This is a genomic window from Blautia sp. HCP3S3_B11, from assembly GCF_052064435.1.
Taxonomy (GTDB): domain Bacteria; phylum Bacillota; class Clostridia; order Lachnospirales; family Lachnospiraceae; genus Blautia_A.
The window spans coordinates 49,268-74,146 of record NZ_JBQHVP010000013.1 but is presented as its reverse complement, the minus strand read 5'-3'; the positions used below and the strand labels follow the sequence as shown (position 1 = coordinate 74,146).

Below are 24,879 nucleotides of genomic sequence, written 5' to 3'. Positions count from 1 at the left end.
ACAGTATATTAATTTCTTTTTATTTTTTGCTATTTTCAGAAAAAGGAATCACCGTCACATAAAGATTATATAAACAGAAATACCTATTTCATGATCAGATAACCGTAATCATCGATCACCGCGCAGATCAGTCTGCGAAGACCCTCATACAGTTTATCATTGGCGTCATCCGCCTTACAGTCAGAAATCTGACCCAGCAGACGAACCTTACACTCTTTTGTTTCCGGATTGATCACTGCAAATCCGTCATTTGTGCTGTCTGCCATATCTGCTTCTGAAGCAAATAATGTAAATTTATCTTTATATGGTGCACTTGCATATGGACAGAAGCTCTTACAGTTGCCACATTCATTGCACATATAATCTACGTGGATTACCTGGTTCATAGCCATTCCCGGCACTTTGATGGAAATATTTGCTCTGTTTGGACATACATCCACACAGTTCTCACAGACTTTATTACAAGTCAGGCAGCGTTCACTTTCATTTGCAGCATCTTTACTCTCTTTAAGAATTGCTTTCTTAGAATAGCACTCTTCTTCTGTTCCAGGTACCGGCTGACCTTTTACGATATCATGTCCGAGAATTGCTTTTACCGCAATCTGCGCATCACGTATTGCTTCTACGATCGTAGCAGCGCCCTTCGCACCATCACCGGCTACATAAACACCTTCTACACTTGTCTCCATTGTCTTGTCATTGATGCGGGCTTTTCCTCGTTCATTGACTGCAATGCCATTTGCTTCATAGAACTCTGTCGGAACTTTCTCACCTACTGCAACGATCACTGTATCGGCCGGAACCTCTACTGTTTCATCCGTTTCTGTTACGCTGGCACGTCCGGAAGCATCCATGTTGCCAAGTACCATCTTCTTGCAGAAAAGCCTGCCATTCTCCAGAGATACCGGTGAAAGAAGTTCTCTGAATTCAATACCCTCTTCCAGAACTTCCAACAACTCGTCTTCTGCTGCAGGCATATAACGTTTTGTTCTTCTGTATACCAGATAAACGTGCTCTACACCCTCTGTACGTTTTGCAGCTCTTGCCGTATCCATAGCTGTGTTTCCACCGCCGATAACAACAACATTCTTTCCGAGAGAAACTTTGCCATCTGATTCTTTAAAATCTCTTAAGAATTTCAGTGCATTGACCGTTTCACCTTTTTCAAGCTTCAAGATTCCCGGTTTGTTTGCGCCTACTGCAACGATCACTGCATCGTATCCTTGTTCTTTTAATTCCTGTACGGATGTGATTTCTGTACCGGTTTTGATTTCCACACCCATTTTCTCAATGAAAGAAATATCTTTATCAATTGCTTCACCAGAAATACGGAATCCCGGAATTACATAACGGATCACACCGCCGGCTTTTTCTTCTTTCTCAAATACCGTTACCGAAGCACCGGCTCTTGCAAGAAAATATGCAGAAGCAATACCTGCAGGACCTGCACCGACAACAGCTACTTTCTTACCATTTGCCGTACCCGCTTTGATCTCACCAATCACTGTGTCATATCCATTCTGTGCTGCAATAAGCTTGGTATTACGGATATTTACAGGTTCTTCATAGAAGTTACGTGTACATTTATACATACAGTTATGTGCGCAGAGAGTACCTGTGATAAACGGAAGGGCATTCTTCTCAAGTATAACTCTTAATGCCTGTGCATAATCTCCCTCTCCTGCCATTTTCACATAAGTTGTGATATCCTGATGAATCGGACATCCCTCTTCACATGGAGCAAAGAAGCAGTCAAGAAGCGGAACTTCTGAGTCTGTTTTTCTCTTCGGAAGAGGTTTGATGCTCTTTACATGATGTTCATCTTTCTTCGCATCCTCAGCAAGCTGCTCAAGTGCAGCTACATCAATACCCGTCCATTCTTCAACACCGGCAGCCATAACTTTCTGGGCTATCTGTGTAAATCTCTGATATCCGCCTGGTTTCAGCAAGGTAGTTGCTACTGTCACAGGCCATACACCACTTTTAACGATACGGTCAATATTATAGTAATCAGCTCCACCGGAGTAAGCGATACGAAGTTTTCCATCAAATTCTCTGGAAAGCTTTGCTGCAAGAGAAATGGATAACGGGAAAAGAGATTTTCCGGACATATACATTTCTTCGCTTGGAAGCTCATTTCTTGTAACATCTACAGGGAATGTATTCGTGATCTTCACACCAAATGCAAGATTCAGTTCATCTGCAAGTGCCTGCAGTCTCTTAAACATCGGGATAGCATCCTCATACTGTAAATCATCTTTGAAATGGAAATCACCGAATACCATGTAATCATATCCCATGTCATCCATCATTTTTCTCGCAAATTCATATCCAAGAAGAGTTGGATTACATTTGATAAATGTATTCAGATGTTTCTCTTTAAACAGATGAGTTGCAATGCTCTCAATCTCATTCGGAGGACATCCGTGAAGAGTAGAGATTGTCGCAGAATTACAGATATCAGACGGAATTGCCTCGATATCTTCTTTTGTAACTTTCTCAAATTTATCTACGTTATCTAATAACCACTGCTTACATTCTTTAAAGATTTCTGTATCTTTCGCTTCCATCATGTTATTGATAAAGCCATCAATTTTTGGTGTTTTAATTCCCTCGAGATCATATCCGACAGAAATATTAAACTGGAATCCGTCCTGTGCACCAAGATCAAATTCTTTCGCGATCACATGGAGAATAAACCATGCTTTGATATACTCACCCATCGCCTGAGGAACATAAAGCTCTGTAGACCATTCGCAGTTATATCCTTCATCCTCAGCAAGGATACATGGTCTGTTAATACAGGCTGCAAGTTCTGCGCCGTCCATCTTCTGAACAGTCTTCAATTCAAAAAAACGTGCTCCTGCATAATAAGAAGCAACGATATTCTGTGTCAGCTGTGTATGTGGTCCTGCTGCCGGTCCGATCGGTGTCTCTAAATTTCTTTCAAAAATATTCAGCTTCTTATCAGCTTCTGCCACATAAGCTCTGTGCTGTCCGAATACGGTTCCTTTTGTTTTCTTCTCTTCTAATACCCAGTTCATTAACTGTTCAAAGGGCATACAGGTCATGACTTCACTCATAATCCGATCCTCCATTATTTTTTCATGTCTATTTCAGCCAGACAGAATTTCCTGTCTGGCCTTTATTATACTTTTTCTTCTCCTCTTGCCTTTAAAAGTACCAGCAAAATTATTTCAAAAATCAGCTATTAATATCATCGGCAAGCTCTTTTGCGACCCGACGGCAGTCTGCCATCACTTTCGCTTCATCGCATACAAGAACCTCTCGGTCTTTCATAAGAACTTTACCATTACATACAGTAGTCTGAACCATGCTTCCGTTTACCCCAAACATCAGGTGTCCGTTAATATTATTCTCATTCATTGGTGTCAGCGGATCATAATCAATTACGATCACATCTGCGGCAGCTCCTTCTTTGAGCACACCTAGCTGTTTCTTAAAGTATCTGTTGGCAATCTTCGCATTTCCCTCAAAGAGCATCTGCGGAACCTCACCCCACGCCGCATTCGGATCGCAGAGATGATGTTTGTGAAGTACATTTGCAACTTTCCAGGATTCCATCATATCATGAGTATATCCGTCTGTACCAAGACCTGTGAGAATTCCTTTCTGTACCATTCTCATAGTCGGAGGACATCCACAGGCATTTCCCATATTAGATTCCGGATTATGTACCACCATGGTATCTGTCTCCTTGATCAGATCCATCTCATGTTCATTGACATAAATACAATGTCCCAGCAACGTCTTCGGTCCCAGGATATTCCAGTCATAGAGACGGTCAACGATACGCTTACCATGTTCTTTCAGACACTGATGAAGATCATAAATGCCTTCCGCTACATGAATATGATATCCGACGCCTTCCGGCTTCAGTTCGTTGCAAAGAGCCATTGTCTCATCAGAAATTGTAAAGGACGCATGCATACCCATCATTCCGGCAATCATGTCGCTGTCATCTGCAAGTGCATGTTTGATAAAATTCACGTTCTCCATTACAGATTCTCTGGATTTCTCCATTCCGTCACGGTCAGAAATCTCGTAGCAGAGGCAGGTACGCACACCTAAATCTCTGGCTGCTTCTTCAATCGCACTGAGTGAACCTGTAATATGTCCAAAACTTGCATGATGGTCAAATACTGTTGTTACGCCATTTTTAATAGAGTCAATATAGGTTGCATATGCAGAAAGCTTCGTCTGCTCCAGTGTAAGATGTCGGTCTACTGTCCACCACAATCCGTCAAGGATATCCAGAAAGCCCTGCGGATTATATCCGTTAATGCTTAATCCTCGTGCGAAGGAGCTGTAAATATGCTCATGGGCATTAATAAATGCCGGCATGATAACTCCACCCTTCGCATCAACAAATTCGGCATCCGGATAAGCCTTCTTTACTTCTTCAGTTACCCCCACCATTACTATGGTGTTACCATCCATTGCAACAGCACCATTCTCAACAAATGGGTTGGATGCGTCCCGTGTGATCATTCTTCCATTACCAATTACCAGCATATAGTTCCTCCTTTTACTTGTTAAAAATCACCAATTCACTATTGCTTTTTACCTATTGTTTAGGAATTTTATACTAATACTCTAACATATTTCTCCACATAATGCAAGAGAGAATCACAAAATCTTTTTGGTTTTTCAAAATATTTTTAGCTTTCTGTTTTTTCTCGAAGTTTCTTGTAGATGTGCGGAAATAAAAAAGAACGAAGCGTCCATTTTTAACAAATGAACAACTTCGTTCTTTTTTATTGAAAATGATTTTATGACAGATTTTCAGATTTGTCAATATTTTATATTTCAGGATTTTCGTATATACTCGCCAAACGTGTTGCTGATCACTCCGTGCCCGGCAAAACGCTGCACGATGTAAATCCTAATCAGCCTTCCATAATGGATGATTTTAATTTTAACTGCCTTCTTCCGTTCTTCCACATATTCTCATCCAGTTCAACCTCATAGCCACCACCATTTTTGACATGCCATTCATAAAACTGTTTTTGTATATCTGTATACTCTTCCATAATATTCATGATCGTGCCGCCATGAACCACCAAAGCCACCTCAGTTACGTGACTACGGATACAGCTAATTACTACTTTTTCAAATCCCCTAAGGTTTCTGTTTCTAAATTCTTCTCTGCTCTCCCCTCCGGGAAACGGTAAAGTTCCATTGCTGTCTATCCATGCCTGATAATTCGGATTTCCATCCAGTTCTTTATAATTCTTATTCTCAAATTCGCCAAAATCACATTCTGCCAGTTCTTCGATAATATGTACCGGTTTCTCCGGGAAAAGAATCTCAGCAGTCTGAACACAGCGTCTGAGCGGACTTACATAAATCTCCTGCACTTTCGGATAATCCATCTTTTTCAGGAATTCTATTCCCTCCTGACATAACGGTTCATCCGTTGTGCCAATATAACGGGCAAGTTTATTTCCTTCTGTCTTTCCGTGTCTAATCAGCCGTAGTTTAATCATCTTTGATCACCGTCCCGATTCCACAGACTACCCTTGTCACCTTATGGCTGTATGCCGCCAGTTTCGTACACACACGGCCTACTGCTTCCCGGTATTTCCTGTCAAAGGCATCTACCGGTACTACTCCATATCCCACTTCCTGAGAGACAAGAATAACATCCGGGTTTTTAAGAATAATCTGCTCAGCAAGTTCTGATACATCTCTCTCTTTTTCCAGTTCTCTGCGGATATATTTCTGAAAATCCGTAACCCCCTGTGCTCTCATCAGTTCCTCTTCGGTTACTTTATCTCCATCTGCCCAGTTTAACAGAGGATATTCCTTTTTTGCATAAACAGTTTTCCCCTGATATGCACCGCCAATGATCATCTCCATATTTTCCACACTCTCCTTGTCAATTCCTGCCAGATATTTCATATTCTGACTAAATCAGGTAAATTTCCTGCTTCCCTTGCGAATATCCACCTGACTCAGAAATTCGTGATCACTGCAAGGATCACAGCCATTCCAGCCTCACAGATACACAGAAAAAATCCCGATATATCCCCGGTCGTTCCGCCAAAATACTTCATTGCAATATGATGATAATATCCAAAGATCAGCAACGCTCCTGCAAAAGATGCAATTCCCCATACCGGCTCGATCCAGATCATCAAAACTGCAAGAATCACCAGATAAACCACCAGTAAATTTCTTGATATCACATCCGAAGAATTTCTTGAAAATTCTGCCACCGTACCATCAGCCTTTGCCTTTGGAAAAGTAATAACACCAATCCCTGAAAGGCATCGGGAAACCATAAAGCCCAGACTCAGAATCCCAATTGCTTTCATATTTTCCTCAATGCCAAATAACTGGCTGTATGCCCCATACCAGCAAACAAAATACACCACAGCCGTAATAACAGCAAATGCACCGGCATGGGAATCTTTAAGAATCTCCAGCCTTCTGCTTCTCTCCTGCCAGGAACTGAGCGCATCCGAAGTATCCAGCAGACCATCCACATGAATCCCGCCTGTCACGAACACAGGTGCAAGAACTAAAACCGCAGTCACAAAACCCGGCTGATACTCAAAACGCAGCCCCAGATATGCCACCAGCATCGTCAATGCACCGATTACTGTTCCAATAAATGGAAAAAAGCAAAGCATATATTTCATGTTTTCCTTCGTCCAGTCCGCACGGGGCATGGGAATCTTTGAAAACATGGCAAAAGCTACCTTAAAATTATTCCATAGAGATTTCATTTGCACTTCCTCTTTATCACACTATTTTTAATAGCACTTCTTATTTCTTATCATATTTATTATCACAAATATCTCTTCTACTTCTTCTGATACACCGGAATCCCATAAACAACTTCCACTACCTCATCCGCTCTCAGTGCGACAGCCTGATTGATCTTTCCGAGATATTCTAAGTAAGAAGCCATTTCTTTATCAAATACGACCGCATCTGAAAAGATCTCATTCGTCACGATCACCACATGTGCTGCCTGCCGGACCAGTTCATCAATTCCACTTATAATATCCTTTACTGTCTGTTCATGTGCTCCCTGCTCTTCAAACATCTCATTTGCTACCAGATTAGACATGCATTCCAGCAAGACTACACAACCGGACGGCAGCTTCACATCTTTCAGTCCTGTATAGCATTCTACCGTCTCAAAGCCTTTTCCGGCACGCATTTTGCGGTGTCTCTCGATTCTTTTATGGCTTTCTTCATCAAACGGATGCATTGTTGCTATGTAAACCCTCTGTGCTTCCCCGAAAGCAAGCACCTTATCCTCCGCAAAAGCTGATTTCCCGCTTCCGCTTCCTCCGGTCACAATTGTCAACATTATTTCAGCTCCTCATACTGTTCCACATTGATATCTTCAAAAGTACTCATAGAATGATAAACAGCCGCCGCCAGATCAAGAATCGGGAATAAAGCTACCGCACCGGTTCCCTCACCAAGACACATATCCGCATGAAGAATCGCTTCTTTCTTCATATGCTCCAGAATCAGATGCGCAGCCGGCTCTTTCGATACATGAGATGCCAGGATATAGTCCCCTGCTACCGGGCAGATCTGCATCGCGATCAATGCAGAAACGCAGGAAATAAATCCGTCCATTACAACCGGAACATGATAAGCTGCTCCGCCAAGGAATACACCCGCCATTCCTGCGATATCCAGACCTCCAACCTTCGCCAGGACATCGATTGCATCTGAAGGATCCGGCTGATTCAGCTCAATTGCTTTCCTGATTGCTGCGGTTTTTCGTACCAGACCTTCACTTGTCAGCCCTGCGCCACGTCCAGTCATCTCTTCTACCGGCTGATCCAACAATACAGAAGCCACCGCACTGCTGGTAGTCGTATTTCCTATTCCCATCTCTCCTGTTGCAAGAATCTTATACCCTTTATTTTTCAACTCTTCTACCATAGCAATTCCTGCTTCAATGCCTTTTATGGCCTGTTCTCTTGTCATGGCAGGGCCTTTGGTCATATTCTGCGTACCATACGCAACCTTGTGATCTGTGCGTACTTTTGTATCAGTTACCATACCCATGTCTACCGGAAAAATCTCCGCATGATTCTGTTTACACATCACACCAACGGAGGTATCATATCTCAGGAAATTCTCTGCCACGATTGCAGTTACTTCCTGTCCTGTCTGAGTCACCCCTTCTTCTACCACACCATTGTCTGCGCACATAGCAACCAGACCTCTTTTAGAAAGGTCAATATCAGCATTCCCTGTAATTCCTGCAACCTGTGTCAACAGAGTTTCCAGTTTTCCAAGAGAATGCAATGGTTTCGCAATACTGTCCCATCTTTTCTGTGCAATAACCATAGCTTTCTGATCTAACGGTTCAATATTGGAAACAGCTTCCTGCAATGTCATGAGTTCTTCCCTCTCTTTCCTGTTGTAAATACAAAAAATTTACTAAATATGTAATTCAATATCAGCACGATAAACTGCGTCAGAAATTTACCGATCATATCATTTAGTCCCATTACTGACACAAGCAGCCAGACACCGCCAACCTCAATCACCATAGTCACTAATCTGGCGCTGATAAATTTACAAAATGGCTGAATATGATCTCTCAGAGTTTCACATTTATCCTGAAAAACAAATTTCGAATTTACCACATAGGCGAACAGAATCGCCAGTATGATAGAAATAATATTAGCAATATTGAGTTCCACATCAAGTTTTCTCAGAACAAAAAAGCTGACCAGATTCACCAGCGTAGTGCATCCGCCAAAAAAAACATAGCGGATTACGGAACTTTCATACATTTTTCTGATCCATTGTTTCATAACTGTTTTATTTCCTTCATTTATCATTTAAATATATTCATAGTTATATACCTGATCGTATGTTCAACTTGTTGGTACACCAGTTCAAACATATGGCACGATTGCAATATCTTTCGTTTGTAATGATTAATTATGTTCTCTTCCCTTTTTAATAACTTTGGAAATAATATATCGCGGTCTGCGCTTTACCTCTTCATAAATCTTGGAAATATAATATCCAATGATTCCAAGACTGATCATCATGGCACTGCCCACCAGAAGCAGAACCATCAGCAAAGTCGTATATCCCTCCACGGCGGAACCTGTAAAATACTGAACCAGTGAATAGATCATAAGAATCACTGAGCAGATAAAACAAAGCAAACCTGTGATCGTAACAAACTGCAGCGGAACTGTCGTAAATGCCACAATATTCGTAAACGCATACTTCACCAGTGCCCAGGGAGACCATTTGGAAACACCAGCTTCTCTTTCCTGCACTTCAAATTCTACACTTGTGGTCTTATATCCCACCCAGGAAGAAGTAGCACGAAAGAACATATTCCGCTCAGGCATTGACAGAATGCTGTCCACTGCCTTCCTGTCCATCATCTTAAAATCAGATGCGTCCTTCATATTAACTCTCGTAGCCTTTGACATAATATCATAGAAGAAGCCGGCACATTCTTTATGTAAAAAGCCTTCTTTTCCTCTGTCCGCTTTTACGCCCTCGATTACTTCATATCCATTCTGCCACAATCTGTACATCTCAATAAGCGTCTGGGGCGGATGCTGCAGATCACAGTCCATAACAGCAACTACATCGCCACTGGCCTGTGCCAGTCCTGCAAAAATCGCTGCCTCTTTTCCAAAATTTCTCGAAAAAAGTACACCTGTTACATTTGCGTCCTTTTCTCCTGCTTTCTGAATCTCTTCCCATGTCCGGTCACCGGAGCCATCGTTTACCACAACCAGTTCATAGGAAATCTCTGCCTTCGTAAGGACTTCCGCCAGCACACGACAGGTTTTCCCTACCATTAATTCTTCATTATATGCCGGAAGCACTACTGATAATTTACTCATGATGTCATTCCTCATTTTTAATTATAATCCGCTGCTGTTTACTTTGTCATCAGCAACATAACTATTGCAATTCCATTTCAAATTGCCTGTAGCAATAGAACTTTGAATCTAAACTACCTGTTCTATTATACACGACTTTACAGAAAAGTCCATTATTCCATTCTCAGCAACGTTTTTTTCTTCGAACGGCCACCAACATAAAATAAACCACTAAGCCTGCCAGACTGAGTGCCCGGCCTGCCTTTAAATATGGTGTACAATATGTCAATCGTATTTCATGGGAACCAGGTTCGAGTTCCAACGCCATAAACATGGTATTTGCCTTCTGAAGCTTTGTTTCTTTGCCATCCACATAAGCTGTAAAGCCATCACTATACGGAACAGATATTACAAGCGCTTTCTTCTTTGAAACCGTAATATCTCCAGTGATCTCATTCGTTCCCATCTTCACATTTTCAAGCGTCTCTTCTCCCAGTTTCTCAGTCTTTTCCTCAATCCCTTTTACCGGCTGACAGACAACTCTAAGCTTATCATAAGTATAAACACCTGTGTTAGCAAATGTAATCGTCATCGTGCGAAGTCCGGTCCTTGAATATCCCATATTACAAAGGAAATCATGACGGCCACTGTAAGCATTATACTTATCTGTGAAAATCTTCATTGTCTTCGTGATGTCATTAGAATCAATCGTCATAGCAGCCTCTTTTGATTCCTTCCAGTAACGCCACTGGCTATCCTCATCCAAAATCTTATTCCTGTCATAATCAGACATTTTTTTCCACTTACTGCCGCTGATGAGTTCTCTCGGAGAAAGACTGTCATAATCCAGATTATCAGCAATCAGATAATTCTCACTGTCAGTAAGTCCATGGAAAACCAGTTTCAGCTGTGCCCCTTCCTTTGTCACTTTGATTTTTCCATCAGAAAGAGTACATCCATCTCCCGACTCCATACGGTATGAGATATTCTCATCATCAAAATAAGTAGATGCCGTCGGAAGTGTACTGTCTTCAAGTACTACTCCATCCATCAGCGCCTGTTGCTTCTTCACCACATCCATTTCTTTATATTTTGATTCAGGGATATAACTGTCATAAGTATATCCAAGCGGCAGAGCATTATCAATTTCATAAGCCCTGCACTCTCCATTTCCGCTTCCCGCAGAACCTTTTTCCTTATTATATCCATAAGAAAGATAGCGGAAATTATCTCCACTGATCACAAAATACTTCACCGAAGCCAGCCTGTCCAGAATCGTCCTGCCATCCAGATTCTCATAATGCTGCTCCCATGGCGTATTCAGATACATTTCACTAAAAAAATCACTGATGCTACTATTTGCGAGACTAAAATAATAAGCAGTACTGTTCGTTCCCATGTACATAGAAGTATTGTCATAAGGCAGCGTCCCATACTGATCATAACGATAGACATCCGAATCCCCTGTTTCCAGAACAGCTTTATCCGTATTGGATTCCAGCTTATCTACAGATTCCTGCGCAGTCGCAAACTCTGACAGATAATCTTTCTCATAAGAATACTGATAAGATACATTCAACATGATACTGGCCACAAGCAACGCACTGATCAACCCACACATATACTTTCCCAGAAGAAAAATATTTCCAAAAGAAGTAATCGTAAATACAGCAAGCACCAGAACCAGCACACCAGCCATATTCCTCTGCGTTCTCGCCGCCTTGGCAAATAATGCCAGCACACAATACGCCACGACCATAATAAAAATCTTCTTCTTTTCCCTCACAGTCAAAGTAAATAACTCAGGGTAAGCCTTTACAAAAATATACGCGATCATCATGCCATACGCCCAGATCCAGCGGTTCGACACATAAGAAAATCCATTCAGCACATGCCCCGCAAAAGGAACCAGCAGAAACAGATTCAGCAAAGCAAATCCCCACTTCAGATCCAGATATTTCTTTTTTTTTGAAAAAAGTACAAACACACCAGCCATCGCAACCGCAGAATATCCGGCAACGCCCCACTGGATCATATTTTCACCAATCAGATTTCCCAGATATTTCTCATAATAAATCCTATCATACAAAAGCGGCACATAATTCTCTGCCTGAAATCTGTCCGTCCCGAAAAGTGTCATAATCACCGGCAGAAAAATAACCGCTGCGATCATCAACGCCACCGCATAATAGCCAATAAACTTCACCAGCCACACCAGGACATCTTTCACGCTTCTCCTGCTGAAAATACCAAAATATCGAAAAGCAGCATAGATAAACATAAAGATACAGATCATATAAAAGAAGTAGAAATTCGACATAGCAGAAACAGCCGTCGCCCAGATAAACAGCCATGGCTTCTCCTTCTTATAAATCTTATCAATTCCCATCAGAACCAATGGCAGATAAATCATAGGGTTGGAAAAATACGGATGCTTCATAGCCGCATAAATCGTCCATCCCGCAAAAATATAAACCAACGTCCCCATAAATGTCGCCTGCTTCGGGTTCTTATGATAAAAGCAATACACACTAAACGAAATCCCTGCCAGATAAATTCTCAGAAAGATTAACACTTCATATAAAATCTCCGTCTTATCCGCCGGCACAAACACCGACAACAATGTCAGTGGATCCCCGATCACATAATAATGCAATGTTGTAAGAATATCCGAACCATACCCAATATTCATATCCCACATAGGCAGTGATAACTTATGTTCCACAAAAATTGTATAAAGAGTCTTTCTCAGATACCGTCCATAATAAGCCAGCGAATTCAAATGCTGCGGAATCCCATCATGACTCCACACCAAAGATTTCCCATTCCCCGCGAACTGATAATAAATAAAAAAAGAAATAACCCCAAATACAAGCGTATATAATAAGTAGAAAGCCTTCTTACTATCCTTGCTCACAAATCTTCTCATAATAGCTCCTCTATATTTTATCATTCACACTAAGCCGAGTTATAAAGTTCTCATTGATTATAGACAAATATCCATCACTTGTCAAATTCACACAAAAAGACCGCGATACAAAAAGTACCGCGGCCCCAATATTACACCGTTTGGACACTATAAATAGCTCTATCTATTTATTTTATATTATTGTTTATCAATCGTTCAAAAAGCGGAAAGATTATTCAGCGCTGTGAAGAGCGATCAGCTTCTGCAGATATTCAAATCTAGCCTTAGCCTCAGCCTCATTCTTAGCAAACAGTCTTGCAGCCTTCTCAGGATTCTGACGTTTCAGAGAGTTGTAACGAACCTCACCGTCAAGGAATGCCTGATATTCTTCCATACTTGGAGCCTTGGAATCAAGTGAGAACTTATTTCCTTCTGCTGCAGGATTGAATCTGAAGTTGTGCCAGTATCCAACCTTAACTGCTAATTCTTCCTCTGTCTGAGCTTTTGCCATACCTTTCTTGATACCATGGTTGATACATGGAGCATAAGCGATGATCAGAGATGGTCCCGGATAAGCCTCAGCCTCTGCAATAGCTTTTACAGTCTGGTTGAAGTCAGCACCCATGGAAATCTGAGCAACATATACATAACCATAGCTCATAGCGATGGAAGCCATATCTTTCTTCTTAGTCTCTTTACCGCCTGCAGCGAACTGAGCGATAGCACCTGTTGGTGTAGACTTAGAAGACTGTCCGCCTGTATTGGAGTAAACCTCTGTATCGAATACCATAACGTTGATATCACGTCCACTAGCGAGAACATGGTCAACACCACCGAATCCGATATCGTAAGCCCATCCGTCACCACCGAAGATCCACTGGGATTTCTTAGCCAGGAAGTCTTTCTGAGCAAGGATTTCTTTAGCTTTGTCACATCCGCAAGCTTCAAGAGCTGCAACAAGTTTGTCTGTAGCAGCGCCGTTTGTAGCACCTACAGAGAATGTATCCAGCCATTCCTGACCAGCTGCTTTAACGTCTTCGTTTGTTCCGTTAGCAACAACGTCTTCAACTTTTGCTTTTAAACCATCACGGATAGCTCTCTGAGCAAGAAGCATACCATAACCAAACTCAGCGTTATCTTCGAACAGAGAGTTAGACCATGCAGGACCCTGTCCTTTAGCGTTTACTGTGTATGGTGTAGATGGTGAGGAGTTACCCCAGATAGAGGAGCATCCTGTTGCGTTTGCGATGTACATTCTGTCACCGAACAACTGAGTGATCAGTTTAGCGTATGGTGTTTCACCACATCCTGCACAAGCTCCTGAGAACTCAAGCAGAGGCTGTTTGAACTGGCTGCCTTTAACAGTTGCTTCTTTAAATTTAGCGATAACATCTTCTTTGATCGGCAGTTTCACTGTGTAATCAAAGTATTTCTGCTCGTCTGCGCTTGCTTCAAGGTTTTCCATAGCGAGTGCTTTCGCACCTTTCTTACCTGGGCAAACGTTTACACAAGAACCACATCCTGTACAGTCAAGTGCGGATACTGACATTGTGAATTTATATTCTTTCATACCTGTCAGAGGTAATGTCTTCATTCCTTCTGGAGCGTTAGCAGCTTCTTCTTCTGTAAGAGCTACCGGACGGATAACTGCATGTGGGCAGACATAAGAACATCTGTTACACTGGATACAGTTCTCTGGGTTCCATACTGGAACGTTTACAGCGATACCACGTTTCTCATATGCAGCTGCACCTGATGGTGTAGTACCGTCTACATAATCTTTGAATGCAGATACAGGTAAGGAGTTACCTTCCTGAGCATTAACTTTAGCCTGAATATTGTTAACAAAATCAACAACGTCCTGACGTCCTTCTGTTGCATGAGTCATATGAAGACCTTCGTCCTCAGCATCTTTCCAGCTTTCCGGAACCTGGATCTCAACAACCTGTTTAGCACCGGCGTCAATAGCTGCCCAGTTCTTCTGTACCACATCATCACCCTTACGTCCGTATGTTGCCTTAGCAGCAGCTTTCATAAGGTCGATTGCCTGCTCTTCAGGAATGATTCCTGTAAGTTTGAAGAATGCAGACTGAAGGATTGTGTTGATACGTGTTGGTCCCATGCCAGTTTCAATACCGATCTTAACACCGTCGATTGTGTAGAATTTGATATTGTGGTTAGCGATAAATGCTTTAACCTGTCCTGGTAAATGTTTCTCAAGACCTTCCATATCCCATGCACAGTTAAGAAGGAATGTACCGCCATCAACAAGTTCCTGAACCATGTTGTATTTGTTTACGTAGGATGGATTGTGGCATGCTACGAAGTTTGCCTTGTGGATCAGGTATGTGGATTTAATCGGTTTTTTACCGAAACGTAAGTGGGACATTGTAACACCACCGGACTTCTTGGAGTCATAATCAAAGTAAGCCTGTGCGTACATGTCTGTGTTGTCACCGATGATCTTGATGGAGTTCTTGTTGGCACCTACAGTACCATCAGCTCCCAGACCCCAGAATTTACAGTTTGTTGTTCCTTCAGGAGTTGTTACGATCGGAGCACCTGTCTCAAGGGAAAGGTTAGTAACATCATCAACGATACCGATTGTGAATTTCTCTTTAGCAGTGTTTTCATAAACAGCTACGATCTGTGCAGGTGTAGTATCCTTGGAACCTAAACCATAACGTCCGGAGAATACTTTTACACCGTCGAATTTGCTGCCTTTTAATGCTGCTACAACGTCAAGGTACAGAGGCTCGCCAAGTGCACCCGGCTCTTTAGTTCTGTCAAGAACTGTGATCTGTTTTACAGAATCCGGAATTGCATCGATAAGTGCCTGTGCACAGAATGGTCTGTAAAGACGAACTTTAACAACACCGACTTTCTTTCCTGCTGCTGCAAGGTAGTCGATTGTTTCTTCGATTGTATCGTTTACAGATCCCATAGCAACGATTACGTGATCTGCATCAGCAGCTCCGTAGTAGTTGAATAATTTGTAATCTGTACCGATCTTAGCGTTAACTTTGTCCATGTATTCCTGTACTACTGCCGGAAGAGCATCGTAGTATGGGTTACATGCTTCTCTTGCCTGGAAGAAGATGTCAGGGTTCTGAGCAGAACCTCTCTGACATGGGTGATTCGGATTAAGAGCATGGTTACGGAATGCAGCGATTGCATCCATATCTGCCATATCCTTCAGATCTTCATAATCCCATGTCTCGATCTTCTGGATCTCGTGAGATGTACGGAATCCATCGAAGAAGTTGATGAATGGAACTTTACCTTTGATTGCTGCAAGGTGAGCAACAGGTGTTAAGTCCATAACTTCCTGTACGGAAGATTCGCAGAGCATTGCACATCCGGTCTGACGACAGGCCATAACGTCGGAGTGATCACCGAAGATTGAAAGTGCGTGAGAAGCAAGTGCACGTGCAGATACATTGAATACTGCAGGTAACTGCTCACCAGCGATTTTGTAAAGGTTCGGGATCATAAGTAACAGACCCTGAGATGCTGTATAAGTTGTTGTTAAAGCACCTGCTGCCAGAGATCCGTGTACAGCACCTGCTGCACCAGCCTCAGACTGCATTTCAGTTACCTGAACTTCCTGTCCGAAAATGTTCTTTCTTCCCTGGGTTGCCCATTCATCTGTTGCTTCCGCCATAACAGATGAAGGAGTGATCGGGTAAATAGCGGCTACATCTGAGTATGCATATGAAGCATGAGCAGCTGCATGGTTACCATCCATGGTTTTCATCTTTCTTGCCATAGTTTGTTTTTCCTCCTTAAAGGTATGATGAAAATTGTATTATTTTTAAGGCAATATAATTTATGCCCTAAATTTCACAATAAATTATAACATAATCTTTACGAAATGTGCAATTGGTTTTGGAAGTTTTTGTATCTTATGAGATACAATTGTGTTACTGTTCACACAACACTATCCCATAAAACAAAAAAAGAAGAGGCTTACGCCTCCTCCAGAATCTGCAGTAAGGTTTTTCTCTTAAGCATGGCAAACAGCTGAGACTGGATGTCTGCCAGCTCTCTGTGCACCAGACAGGGAATTCCGTCCTGTCCGTCACGCACGCAGCCAAACTGAGGATCCAGGCATTCAATAATAAACATTCCCGGATCTATGGCCTCATATACATCATATAAGGTCAGTTCATCTGCACCTCTGTCCAGGGAATAGCCTCCATGAACACCGCGGTAGCCTTTCACAATCTTCGCTTTCTGTAATTTCTTAAGTATTTTATAAGCAAAGGGGGCTGTAATTGCTTCCTTCTCACAGATCTCAGGCACACTGAGCCTGCTCTCCCCCTGCAGTGCACGGATCACACGTACTGCATAATCACATTCTCTGGTAATAAACATTCCTTATATATCCTCTCTGCTCACAGCATTTCATTATTTTCAAACCTTATTATACCAATGCAGATTTTTTTTGTAAATAAAAGAAAACAAAAAATCAAAAAACTGTTGCAAATTTCCTATTTTAATGTAAAATGGTAAGCGGCTGTGCTGGTATAACAGGTGCAGGCATTTTTATTATATAAAAGAACACAATCACAGTATTTCATGAAAAAGAGGTAAACTATGATTTCAGCAAACAATATTACTTTACGTGTGGGCAAGAAAGCCCTTTTCGAAGACGTAAATATCAAATTTACAGAAGGAAACTGCTACGGTCTCATCGGAGCCAACGGAGCAGGTAAATCTACTTTCCTTAAAATCCTCTCCGGACAGCTGGAGCCTACCAAGGGTGATATCGTGATCACACCGGGACAGCGTCTCTCCTTCCTGCAGCAGGACCACTTTAAATATGATTCCTATACAGTACTGGACACCGTTATCATGGGTAACCAGAGACTTTATGAGATCATGAAGGAAAAGGATGCCATCTATGCAAAAGAAGACTTTACAGACGAGGACGGTATCCGTGCCAGTGAGCTGGAAGGCGAATTCGCAGAGATGAACGGATGGGAAGCAGAATCCGATGCAGCTACTCTCCTGAATGGTCTTGGTATTGAGACAGAATTTCATTATTCACAGATGGCTGACCTGACAGGAAGCCAGAAGGTAAAGGTACTTCTTGCCCAGGCACTTTTCGGTAACCCGGATATCCTGCTTCTGGATGAGCCTACCAACCACCTGGATCTGCCTGCTATTGAATGGCTTGAGGAATTCCTGATCAACTTTGACAATACAGTCATCGTAGTTTCCCATGACCGCTATTTCCTGAATAAAGTCTGTACCCATACCGCTGACATTGACTATGGCAAGATCCAGCTCTATGCAGGTAACTATGACTTCTGGTTTGAGTCCAGCCAGCTGCTGGTAAAACAGATGAAGGAAGCCAACAAGAAAAAGGAAGAAAAGATCAAGGAGCTCCAGGAGTTCATCTCCCGTTTCAGCGCCAACGCTTCCAAATCCAAACAGGCTACCTCCCGTAAGCGTGCCCTGGAGAAAATCCAGCTGGATGATATGCGTCCGTCCAGCCGTAAATATCCATATATCGACTTCCGTCCAAACCGCGAGATCGGTAACGAAGTACTTATGGTAGAGGGACTTTCCAAAACCATCGACGGAGTAAAAGTTCTGGACAATATCTCCTTCACACTGGGCCGTGAGGATAAGGTTGCTTTTGTAGGTGCCAACGAACAGGCTATCACAACCTTCTTCAAGATCATTACCGGCGAAATGGAACCGGATGAAGGTAATTATAAATGGGGTGTAACCACAACACAGGCTTATTTCCCCAAAGACAACACTGCAGAGTTTGATAACGACCTGACTATCACAGACTGGCTGACTCAGTACTCCGAGATCAAGGATGCCACCTATGTACGAGGCTTCCTGGGACGTATGCTTTTCCCGGGCGAGGACGGCGTGAAACGTGTCCGCGTACTTTCCGGTGGTGAGAAGGTTCGCTGCCTCCTCTCCAAAATGATGATCTCCGGTGCTAACATCCTGATTCTGGATGAGCCAACCAACCATCTGGATATGGAGAGCATTACCGCACTGAACAACGGACTGATCAAATTCCCGGGCGTGATCCTTTTCACCTCCCATGACCACCAGTTTGTACAGACCACAGCCAACCGTATTATGGAGATCCTTCCAAACGGAACCATGATCGACAAGATCACAACCTACGATGAATATCTGGCAAGTGATGAGATGGCTAAGAAACGTCACGTATTCGAAATCAATGAGGAAGATGCTTCCGATAACTAAAGATAACTAACATCACAAAAAAAGGTTCGCACCGGAGTTATGAGCTCTTCTGCGAACCTTTTCTTATATTATATATATCTTCTGTTTTCACCGTTTCCGTCAGAAACCCGCTCTGCTGTCAGCCTCCGGCACTCAGTCCTCCTGCTTCATGGTAATATCTGCCAGTTTTCCTCCTGTAACCTTCAGAAGATCCTCCAGAGGCACCTTCAGGGTAAGTCCGATCCGGCCGCCGCTGACATAAATCTCACTGAAATTACCTGCTGATGCATCAAATACCACAGGATATGGCTTCTTCATTCCCAGAGGGCTGCAGCCTCCTCTTACATAGCCTGTAATCTTGGTGATGTCCTTTACATGGATCATGTCCACTGTCTTCTCACCTACAGCTCTGGCAGCAGCCTTTCTGTCCACTTCTTTCTCAATGGGGACTACGAACACAAAATAACCGCCGCTTTTGCCCTCCATCACCAGGGTTTTAAAAGACTGGTCATAAGGTGCCCCAATCTTATCTGCACTGTGAAGTCCATCTATAAATTCATCACATTCATAAGTAAAGGTCTCATACCTCACCTTCTGTCTGTCCAGCATTCTCATTGCATTTGTCTTAGCTTCCTTTGCCATTCTCTGTCATTCCTTTCTGTTGTCATACGTGCTCTGCCGCTTACCTATATGGCAAAACGCATCCGGTGCTTCCCTGTCTTATTGAGTTGTGTACCCGGAATCCGGCACAGCCTTCATCTGCTGCATGTCATCGATCAGACGATGATACCCCTCAATGGTGATGATCCTATCTGTCTCAGAGGTTTTAACTCCCACACATCGTACATTTACCCAGCCTCTCTCCGAATGCCTCCATGGATAGGAAGCCTCCACAGTTTGGCCTGTGGTAATAATCGTATCCATTACATTATGAATATAATGGATATAATCCGGATGAATATTCTCAAACCAGTTCCTGTAGCACTGTGCAGGTGATGCATCCTTGTCTGCCTCAATAAGGAGGTGCATATTGTCATCTGCCAGCATAACAACCTGGCCGGAAGCTTTATTGATCTTGATGCTCCACAAGCCCATAAGGGTAGCAGAAAGAATATTATGATCCAACGTTTTCTCTACATACCTGTGAAGTCTCTCTGTCATATCTGTTTTTTCATTCTGGCAGAATAAAACATTCTCCAAAAGCCTTCCTGCCTTTTTCAGCAGAAACAGATCATCCCGGCAGTAATCTGCATTATCCACAGAGACCAGCCCTACAACCTTATGATTCTGATCACAGATACTGCAGAGCATACAATTATAAATATCCTGAAGCATAAATCCATTCCAGAGGATCTGATCCTTTTCCTTCAGTTCCTCTGCACTTCTGATAAACACAGCATGCTTTTCTTCCAGAAGCTTCGCCCAGGGACGCATACTATCCCCTGCTGTCAGCTTAAGAAAACGCTTTTTGTCCATTACACCCTTTTCAAGATAAGAATAAACATCCTGCCAGATGTCCATTCTGGAATCATATAAAAACAGACAAACCCGGCTGCTCTGATAATAATGTCCCGTAAAGTCCAGAATTTCCTGGATCAGTTCCGACTGGTGTTTCTTTCTGAGAGCCAGCTCATAAAGCTCCAAAGTCTGGTTCAGGCCGTACAGCTCATCCCTCACTCTGCGGTCCTGCTGCCGGCTTTCCCCTTCTACAGGCCAGGCAACTACCATAACTGCCGATCTGCCGTTATAAGTCATCGCCCTTTCACGCACACGGAGGAGACGGCCGTATTTCTCATACAGCATTTTCTCAGTCAGATAACTGCCGTTTTCCTCTTTCTCCATACTGTTGCCTGAAATTTTCCTTACATCTCCTGCAAATATCTGACTGTATTTACTTCCAAAATAATTATAAACGCCGGTCAGCTTCTTTGCTGCAGAATTCATGAAATATATTTCCTGGCTTTCCGTATCCACCAGATACACAATTTCCTCCAGCTGATCCAGGATTTTGCGGTACTCAAACTGTTCTGAAATTGCAGTCTGGCCTGTACACTCTTTATGCAGCCTTTCCTTTTCATTATACTCTGTCAGGCGTCGGATCAGCTGCATATAAGCATCGTTGGGAACCAGACAGGTATATTCAAACTCCTGTGCGGGCATAGGTCTGCCAAAAAGGAAGCCCTGGATCAGTTCCGGAAAGAGCGTATCCAGACAATGAAGCTCCTCCTCGTCCTCTACCCCTTCACAGCAGACCCGGATCCGGGCACTGTGGGTCAGCTCCAGCATATTGCTGAGAAGCCGGTAATTATAAGCGCTCTTCTGGATCTGGCGGATAAAGCAGCGGTCAATCTTGACCTCATCCACCTCCAGACCCTTGAGATAGCTCAGGGAAGAATAGCCGGTTCCAAAATCATCAATAGAAACATGAATTTCCTTATTACGCCAATTAGAGAATATATTATTAAAATAATTATAATCCTGCAGCTGCATGCTCTCCGTAACTTCCACTGTAATATTTCTGCCCGGAAGCCCTGCCTCTCTGGCAGCTTCCACCACATCATTTACAATAGAAGCCTCTCTCAGCTGCACATAGGAAACATTGATACTGATGCTGAAATCCTCCTGCAGCTTTCTCCATCTGGCACACTGGGCAAATGCCTGCTGCATTACCCACTTCCCTACAGGAACGATCATGCCGCTCTTCTCCAGAATGGGGATAAACACAACCGGAGACATAAATCCATACTTTCTGGAACGATAGCGCAACAATGCCTCCGCACCGTGAAGCTTATATTCATTGGAGGTTACCTGGGGCTGATAATAAAGCTCAAAGCCCTCAAAATTGTTTCGGATGCTCTCCTTCATCTCCTGCTGAAGCTCAATCCTGGACAAGGTCTTGTTATAATCCTCCGAAGAAAAATACTCCATACGGTTCCTGCCAGCCTCTTTGGCACGACCCAGAGCATTTTCCGCATAGCTGATCAATATATTTACATCTTTTTCCTTTTCAAAAGGATAGCTGACAATTCCTGCTGAAAAGCTACACAGCGCCGCTGTCTTCTCCTTCACCAGAGCATAGAAATCCTCTGCATCCTTCTTGTTGTAGCCCACAAGATCCACTGCAAAATGATCCCCGTCCAGTCTGTAAACTGTGTTTTTCTCACCCTTCAGGCCTTCCAGAATCTCCGCACTCCGGATCAGAACATGATTACCATACTCACGACCCATCCGCTGATTCACATCCCTGAAGCTGTCAATCCCCAAAACTATCAGATGTCCACGGTGTCCCCGGGCAATCTTGCTGTTCAGATTATCCAGCATTTTATTGTAATTCAGCAGTCCGGTAAGCATGTCAACCTTTTCGGCCAGAACACGTCTGGACAGACAGCCCATCACTACAAAGGACTGATGCTTATGGTTCTTCAGCACCTTACCTCTGGCATTGATCCAATTCTTTTTGCCATAGCTGTCCAGATAGCGGAAATCAAAATCCATAGTCTCTTCATTGCCATCTGCAACATTTCCCAGCTGGCGCAGGATCATCTTGCAGTCATCGGGATAAGCCACAGCCTGCAGATCATCCATGGTATATGTACAAACATCATCTCCAGTGCTCTCACGGACAATGTTCAGTTCCCGTGCAAAATGAAATTTCTTCTCCCTGATATCCCACAGAAAGAAAAAATCACTTGTAGACTCATTCAGGAACAACAGCATTTTATAATAATCCTGTATCTGTTTCCTGTCGTTTGCATTTGTCATCTAAAATAACGTACGGATTATGCTCCCCCCCAATAATCCGCATCCTCCTTCTTCAAAACTCATCTCTACGATAGTGGGCTGTGACTATCTGTCACTCGTACTTTTTCTTTTGCGTCTCTGGCTGTACGCTTTTTCTACTTTATCTTCTACAGGTTCTCCGGTTTCTTCCGGGTATTCCGGCTCTACACTGTTCTCCGGTTCTGCATCCTCATCCTCTCTATGAGGTTTATTGATAGCAAACTGGATCAACATTCCCAGAAGAGCAAAGCCTGCACTGAGTCCGATCCCATATGGAAACTCAGCCAGACCTCCCAGTCTGCCCAGAGAGACCCCTGCTATCAGACCACCGATCAGGCTTGTGGCCACGATCAACACCTCCCTGCAGTACTTCACTGCCAGGGTGCCAAGTGCGATCCCGATGAGAATACAGGCAAAAAACGCTGCCGAGCTGGTAGGATGAATAAAATAAATACTCAGTGCCCAGCCAATACCGGCTGCCAGCAGGAATACACCTGCTTTATAAATCAAAAATGCAATGACTGCAAATATGATTCCTGTTATCAAAACTGCCACTCCCCAGACAGTCTTATCCTGAATGTCCATAGACCGGACACAGATAAAGGCCAGTACAGCTCCCACAAAGAAGCCTCCCACCATCATCCAGAACCGGATCAGGCGGTAGCCAAGCACACAGTTCAGAATACCCAGTACCAGAAGTACTCCGAAAATTATGGTATAAAACTGTGTAAACATATCAGAACCCATCAGCCTTTCGCCAAGCTGGGGCATATTGCCGAAAATATCTGTAAAATAACTCATATTCTGTCACTCCTTTTCAGTCATCTCCGGAAACTGCCAATAAACTTTTGATCTGCATGTCCCGGGCTTTCTCAAAACATCTGTCAGAACATATAATACATGGTATACATTCCGTCTATGACACCGTAATGATAAGAAATCTCCTGCAGACCATGCACTGTCATATAATACCTGGCAATCTCCTGTATCTTCTCCTCTGTGATCAGATCCTCATAAGCTGCTTCATAGGCATCTGCATTGCTGAACTTAAATCTGACCACAGCTGCATTGTTGTCTATTCTGAGCCTGCACAAAGCATATACAGATTCTCTGTCATAGCTGTCAAAGCAGGCACCGTTCATCACATAGAAATTTTTGTCCCAGGCTGTACAGGCCGGAACCTGAAATTCCTTCGATGGTGTATAATTCTTCTCATATTCCTGGGGAAAAGGACAGAGATAATCATAAATCGTAGTCTTGTGCTCAGCCAGTGAAACCGCATCCCCTTCCAGAAATTCCGGCTGGTCTCCATTGGTGGCATCCACATAATAGTACTGACCGTCCAGCTCTACAATATTCCAGGCATGTCCCTGGGTGCTGCCTGCTGCATCCCCCTCCACATAGATACAGGGGATATCCAGACGCTCCAGCAGATACTGGACTGCACCTGCATAACCGGCACACACTGCCTTTTTCTTCCAGAAAACTCCGGCAATGCTCTGGTCATCATCAGAAATCTCATAAGCTGTATGATCAATAATATAAGTATAAGCTGTCATTACCTTCTGGTAATCATCCGCCCCCTCCGGGATCTGGGCAGCCATTTCCTGATAAGCAGCCTCCATTGCCTGGGCGATCTCCCGGCACTGCTCCTCTGTATAAGTATAGCCCGGGGAAAATCTGCAGTAATCCCTGCCATCGTAAGTGGTCTTGAATACCTTTTCCCTGTTATGTATCCAGAAAATTTCCGGATGATCCTTCAGCACTGCGTGATAAACTCTGTCGATCTGGTCATCTCCGCCCAGAGACAGGTAGAAATTCTCCTCATGGGCCCGGACCCCCTTCAGGATCTCACGATAGCCCCGCTTCTCATCATCGTCCAGCAGATTAAAATAATATTCCTGGTGTCCCTGGTCTGTGGACTCCACCTCCTGTTTCTTCAGCGTACGCACCTCCACAGGATCACGCACAGCCCTCTCCCAGGTCATTACAGCACCGACGGCAAAAACCGCCACAATTACCGCCAGAAACAGACGAAACACCGGAAAATGACGTTTCTTCATTTCGTTTATCCCTTCTCACAGCTTTCCTAAAGCTTAACACAGAATC

The 24,879-nt window shown here is 43.3% G+C and carries 17 protein-coding genes and 1 pseudogene; 2 read left to right on the top strand and 16 right to left on the bottom strand.

From position 1 onward, the window contains the following. Positions 1 to 83: 83 nt before the first annotated feature. From ygfK to ACTNC0_RS11620, 12 genes are all read right to left on the bottom strand, one after another. On the bottom strand, positions 84 to 3,083 hold the full coding sequence (gene ygfK, locus ACTNC0_RS11675) for a putative selenate reductase subunit YgfK (RefSeq protein WP_441087506.1): 3,000 nt from the start codon (positions 3,081 to 3,083) through the stop codon (positions 84 to 86). A 121-nt stretch (positions 3,084 to 3,204) separates the two neighbouring features. Then, positions 3,205 to 4,536 (bottom strand): putative aminohydrolase SsnA, encoded by a 1,332-nt coding sequence (ssnA, locus tag ACTNC0_RS11670; protein WP_441087505.1) that lies wholly within the window; start codon positions 4,534 to 4,536, stop codon positions 3,205 to 3,207. 374 nt (positions 4,537 to 4,910) lie between these two features. Further along, a complete protein-coding gene (locus ACTNC0_RS11665; protein ID WP_441087504.1) occupies positions 4,911 to 5,510 on the bottom strand; it encodes a histidine phosphatase family protein in 600 nt (199 codons plus the stop codon). Next, a complete protein-coding gene (locus tag ACTNC0_RS11660; protein WP_117674673.1) occupies positions 5,503 to 5,883 on the bottom strand; it encodes a bifunctional adenosylcobinamide kinase/adenosylcobinamide-phosphate guanylyltransferase in 381 nt (126 codons plus the stop codon). Before ACTNC0_RS11660 ends, ACTNC0_RS11665 begins: the two co-directional genes overlap by 8 nt. A gap of 95 nt (positions 5,884 to 5,978) precedes the next feature. Next, positions 5,979 to 6,755, bottom strand: coding sequence for an adenosylcobinamide-GDP ribazoletransferase (locus tag ACTNC0_RS11655; RefSeq protein ID WP_441087503.1), 777 nt, complete (start codon positions 6,753 to 6,755; stop codon positions 5,979 to 5,981). A gap of 77 nt (positions 6,756 to 6,832) precedes the next feature. Then, entirely contained in the window at positions 6,833 to 7,348 is a 516-nt protein-coding gene (locus ACTNC0_RS11650; RefSeq protein ID WP_441087502.1) for a bifunctional adenosylcobinamide kinase/adenosylcobinamide-phosphate guanylyltransferase, read from the bottom strand. Beyond that, on the bottom strand, positions 7,348 to 8,400 hold the full coding sequence (gene cobT, locus ACTNC0_RS11645) for a nicotinate-nucleotide--dimethylbenzimidazole phosphoribosyltransferase (protein ID WP_441087501.1): 1,053 nt from the start codon (positions 8,398 to 8,400) through the stop codon (positions 7,348 to 7,350). Before cobT ends, ACTNC0_RS11650 begins: the two co-directional genes overlap by 1 nt. Further along, positions 8,397 to 8,822 (bottom strand): GtrA family protein, encoded by a 426-nt coding sequence (locus tag ACTNC0_RS11640; protein WP_117674650.1) that lies wholly within the window; start codon positions 8,820 to 8,822, stop codon positions 8,397 to 8,399. The genes cobT and ACTNC0_RS11640 overlap by 4 nt, the downstream gene beginning before the upstream one ends. A gap of 126 nt (positions 8,823 to 8,948) precedes the next feature. Then, complete coding sequence (locus ACTNC0_RS11635; protein WP_441087500.1) at positions 8,949 to 9,884, bottom strand: glycosyltransferase family 2 protein; 936 nt, start codon at positions 9,882 to 9,884, stop codon at positions 8,949 to 8,951. 163 nt (positions 9,885 to 10,047) lie between these two features. After that, positions 10,048 to 12,792, bottom strand: a complete 2,745-nt coding sequence (locus ACTNC0_RS11630; RefSeq protein ID WP_441087499.1) for a YfhO family protein — start codon at positions 12,790 to 12,792, stop codon at positions 10,048 to 10,050. Between the two features lie 211 nt (positions 12,793 to 13,003). Further along, entirely contained in the window at positions 13,004 to 16,540 is a 3,537-nt protein-coding gene (gene nifJ, locus ACTNC0_RS11625) for a pyruvate:ferredoxin (flavodoxin) oxidoreductase (RefSeq protein ID WP_441087498.1), read from the bottom strand. A 200-nt stretch (positions 16,541 to 16,740) separates the two neighbouring features. After that, positions 16,741 to 17,148 carry an RrF2 family transcriptional regulator gene (locus tag ACTNC0_RS11620; protein WP_173742428.1) on the bottom strand — a complete coding sequence of 136 codons (408 nt, stop codon included), beginning with the start codon at positions 17,146 to 17,148 and terminating at the stop codon, positions 16,741 to 16,743. Between the two features lie 222 nt (positions 17,149 to 17,370). Here ACTNC0_RS11620 and ACTNC0_RS11615 point away from each other — a divergent pair, with 222 nt between their 5' ends. Further along, a complete protein-coding gene (locus ACTNC0_RS11615; RefSeq protein WP_019161885.1) occupies positions 17,371 to 19,011 on the top strand; it encodes an ABC-F family ATP-binding cassette domain-containing protein in 1,641 nt (546 codons plus the stop codon). A 132-nt stretch (positions 19,012 to 19,143) separates the two neighbouring features. On the opposite strand, the gene ybaK is transcribed toward ACTNC0_RS11615, so the two are convergent. Both ybaK and ACTNC0_RS11605 read right to left on the bottom strand, forming a co-directional pair. After that, complete coding sequence (ybaK, locus tag ACTNC0_RS11610; RefSeq protein ID WP_173742429.1) at positions 19,144 to 19,632, bottom strand: Cys-tRNA(Pro) deacylase; 489 nt, start codon at positions 19,630 to 19,632, stop codon at positions 19,144 to 19,146. 78 nt (positions 19,633 to 19,710) lie between these two features. Then, positions 19,711 to 22,752: a putative bifunctional diguanylate cyclase/phosphodiesterase gene (locus ACTNC0_RS11605; RefSeq protein ID WP_441087497.1), complete on the bottom strand. Its 3,042-nt coding sequence runs from the start codon at positions 22,750 to 22,752 to the stop codon at positions 19,711 to 19,713. A 19-nt stretch (positions 22,753 to 22,771) separates the two neighbouring features. On the opposite strand from ACTNC0_RS11605, the pseudogene ACTNC0_RS11600 reads away from it, so the two are divergent. Next, positions 22,772 to 22,858, top strand: a pseudogene (locus tag ACTNC0_RS11600) (hypothetical protein); the annotation flags it as partial. Here ACTNC0_RS11600 and ACTNC0_RS11595 read toward each other — a convergent pair. Further along, positions 22,837 to 23,571 (bottom strand): TM7S3/TM198-like domain-containing protein, encoded by a 735-nt coding sequence (locus ACTNC0_RS11595; RefSeq protein WP_441087496.1) that lies wholly within the window; start codon positions 23,569 to 23,571, stop codon positions 22,837 to 22,839. The pseudogene ACTNC0_RS11600 and the gene ACTNC0_RS11595 overlap by 22 nt on opposite strands. Before the next feature lie 83 nt (positions 23,572 to 23,654). Continuing rightward, complete coding sequence (locus tag ACTNC0_RS11590) at positions 23,655 to 24,833, bottom strand: transglutaminase domain-containing protein (protein WP_441087495.1); 1,179 nt, start codon at positions 24,831 to 24,833, stop codon at positions 23,655 to 23,657. Between the last annotated feature and the right edge of the window lie 46 nt (positions 24,834 to 24,879).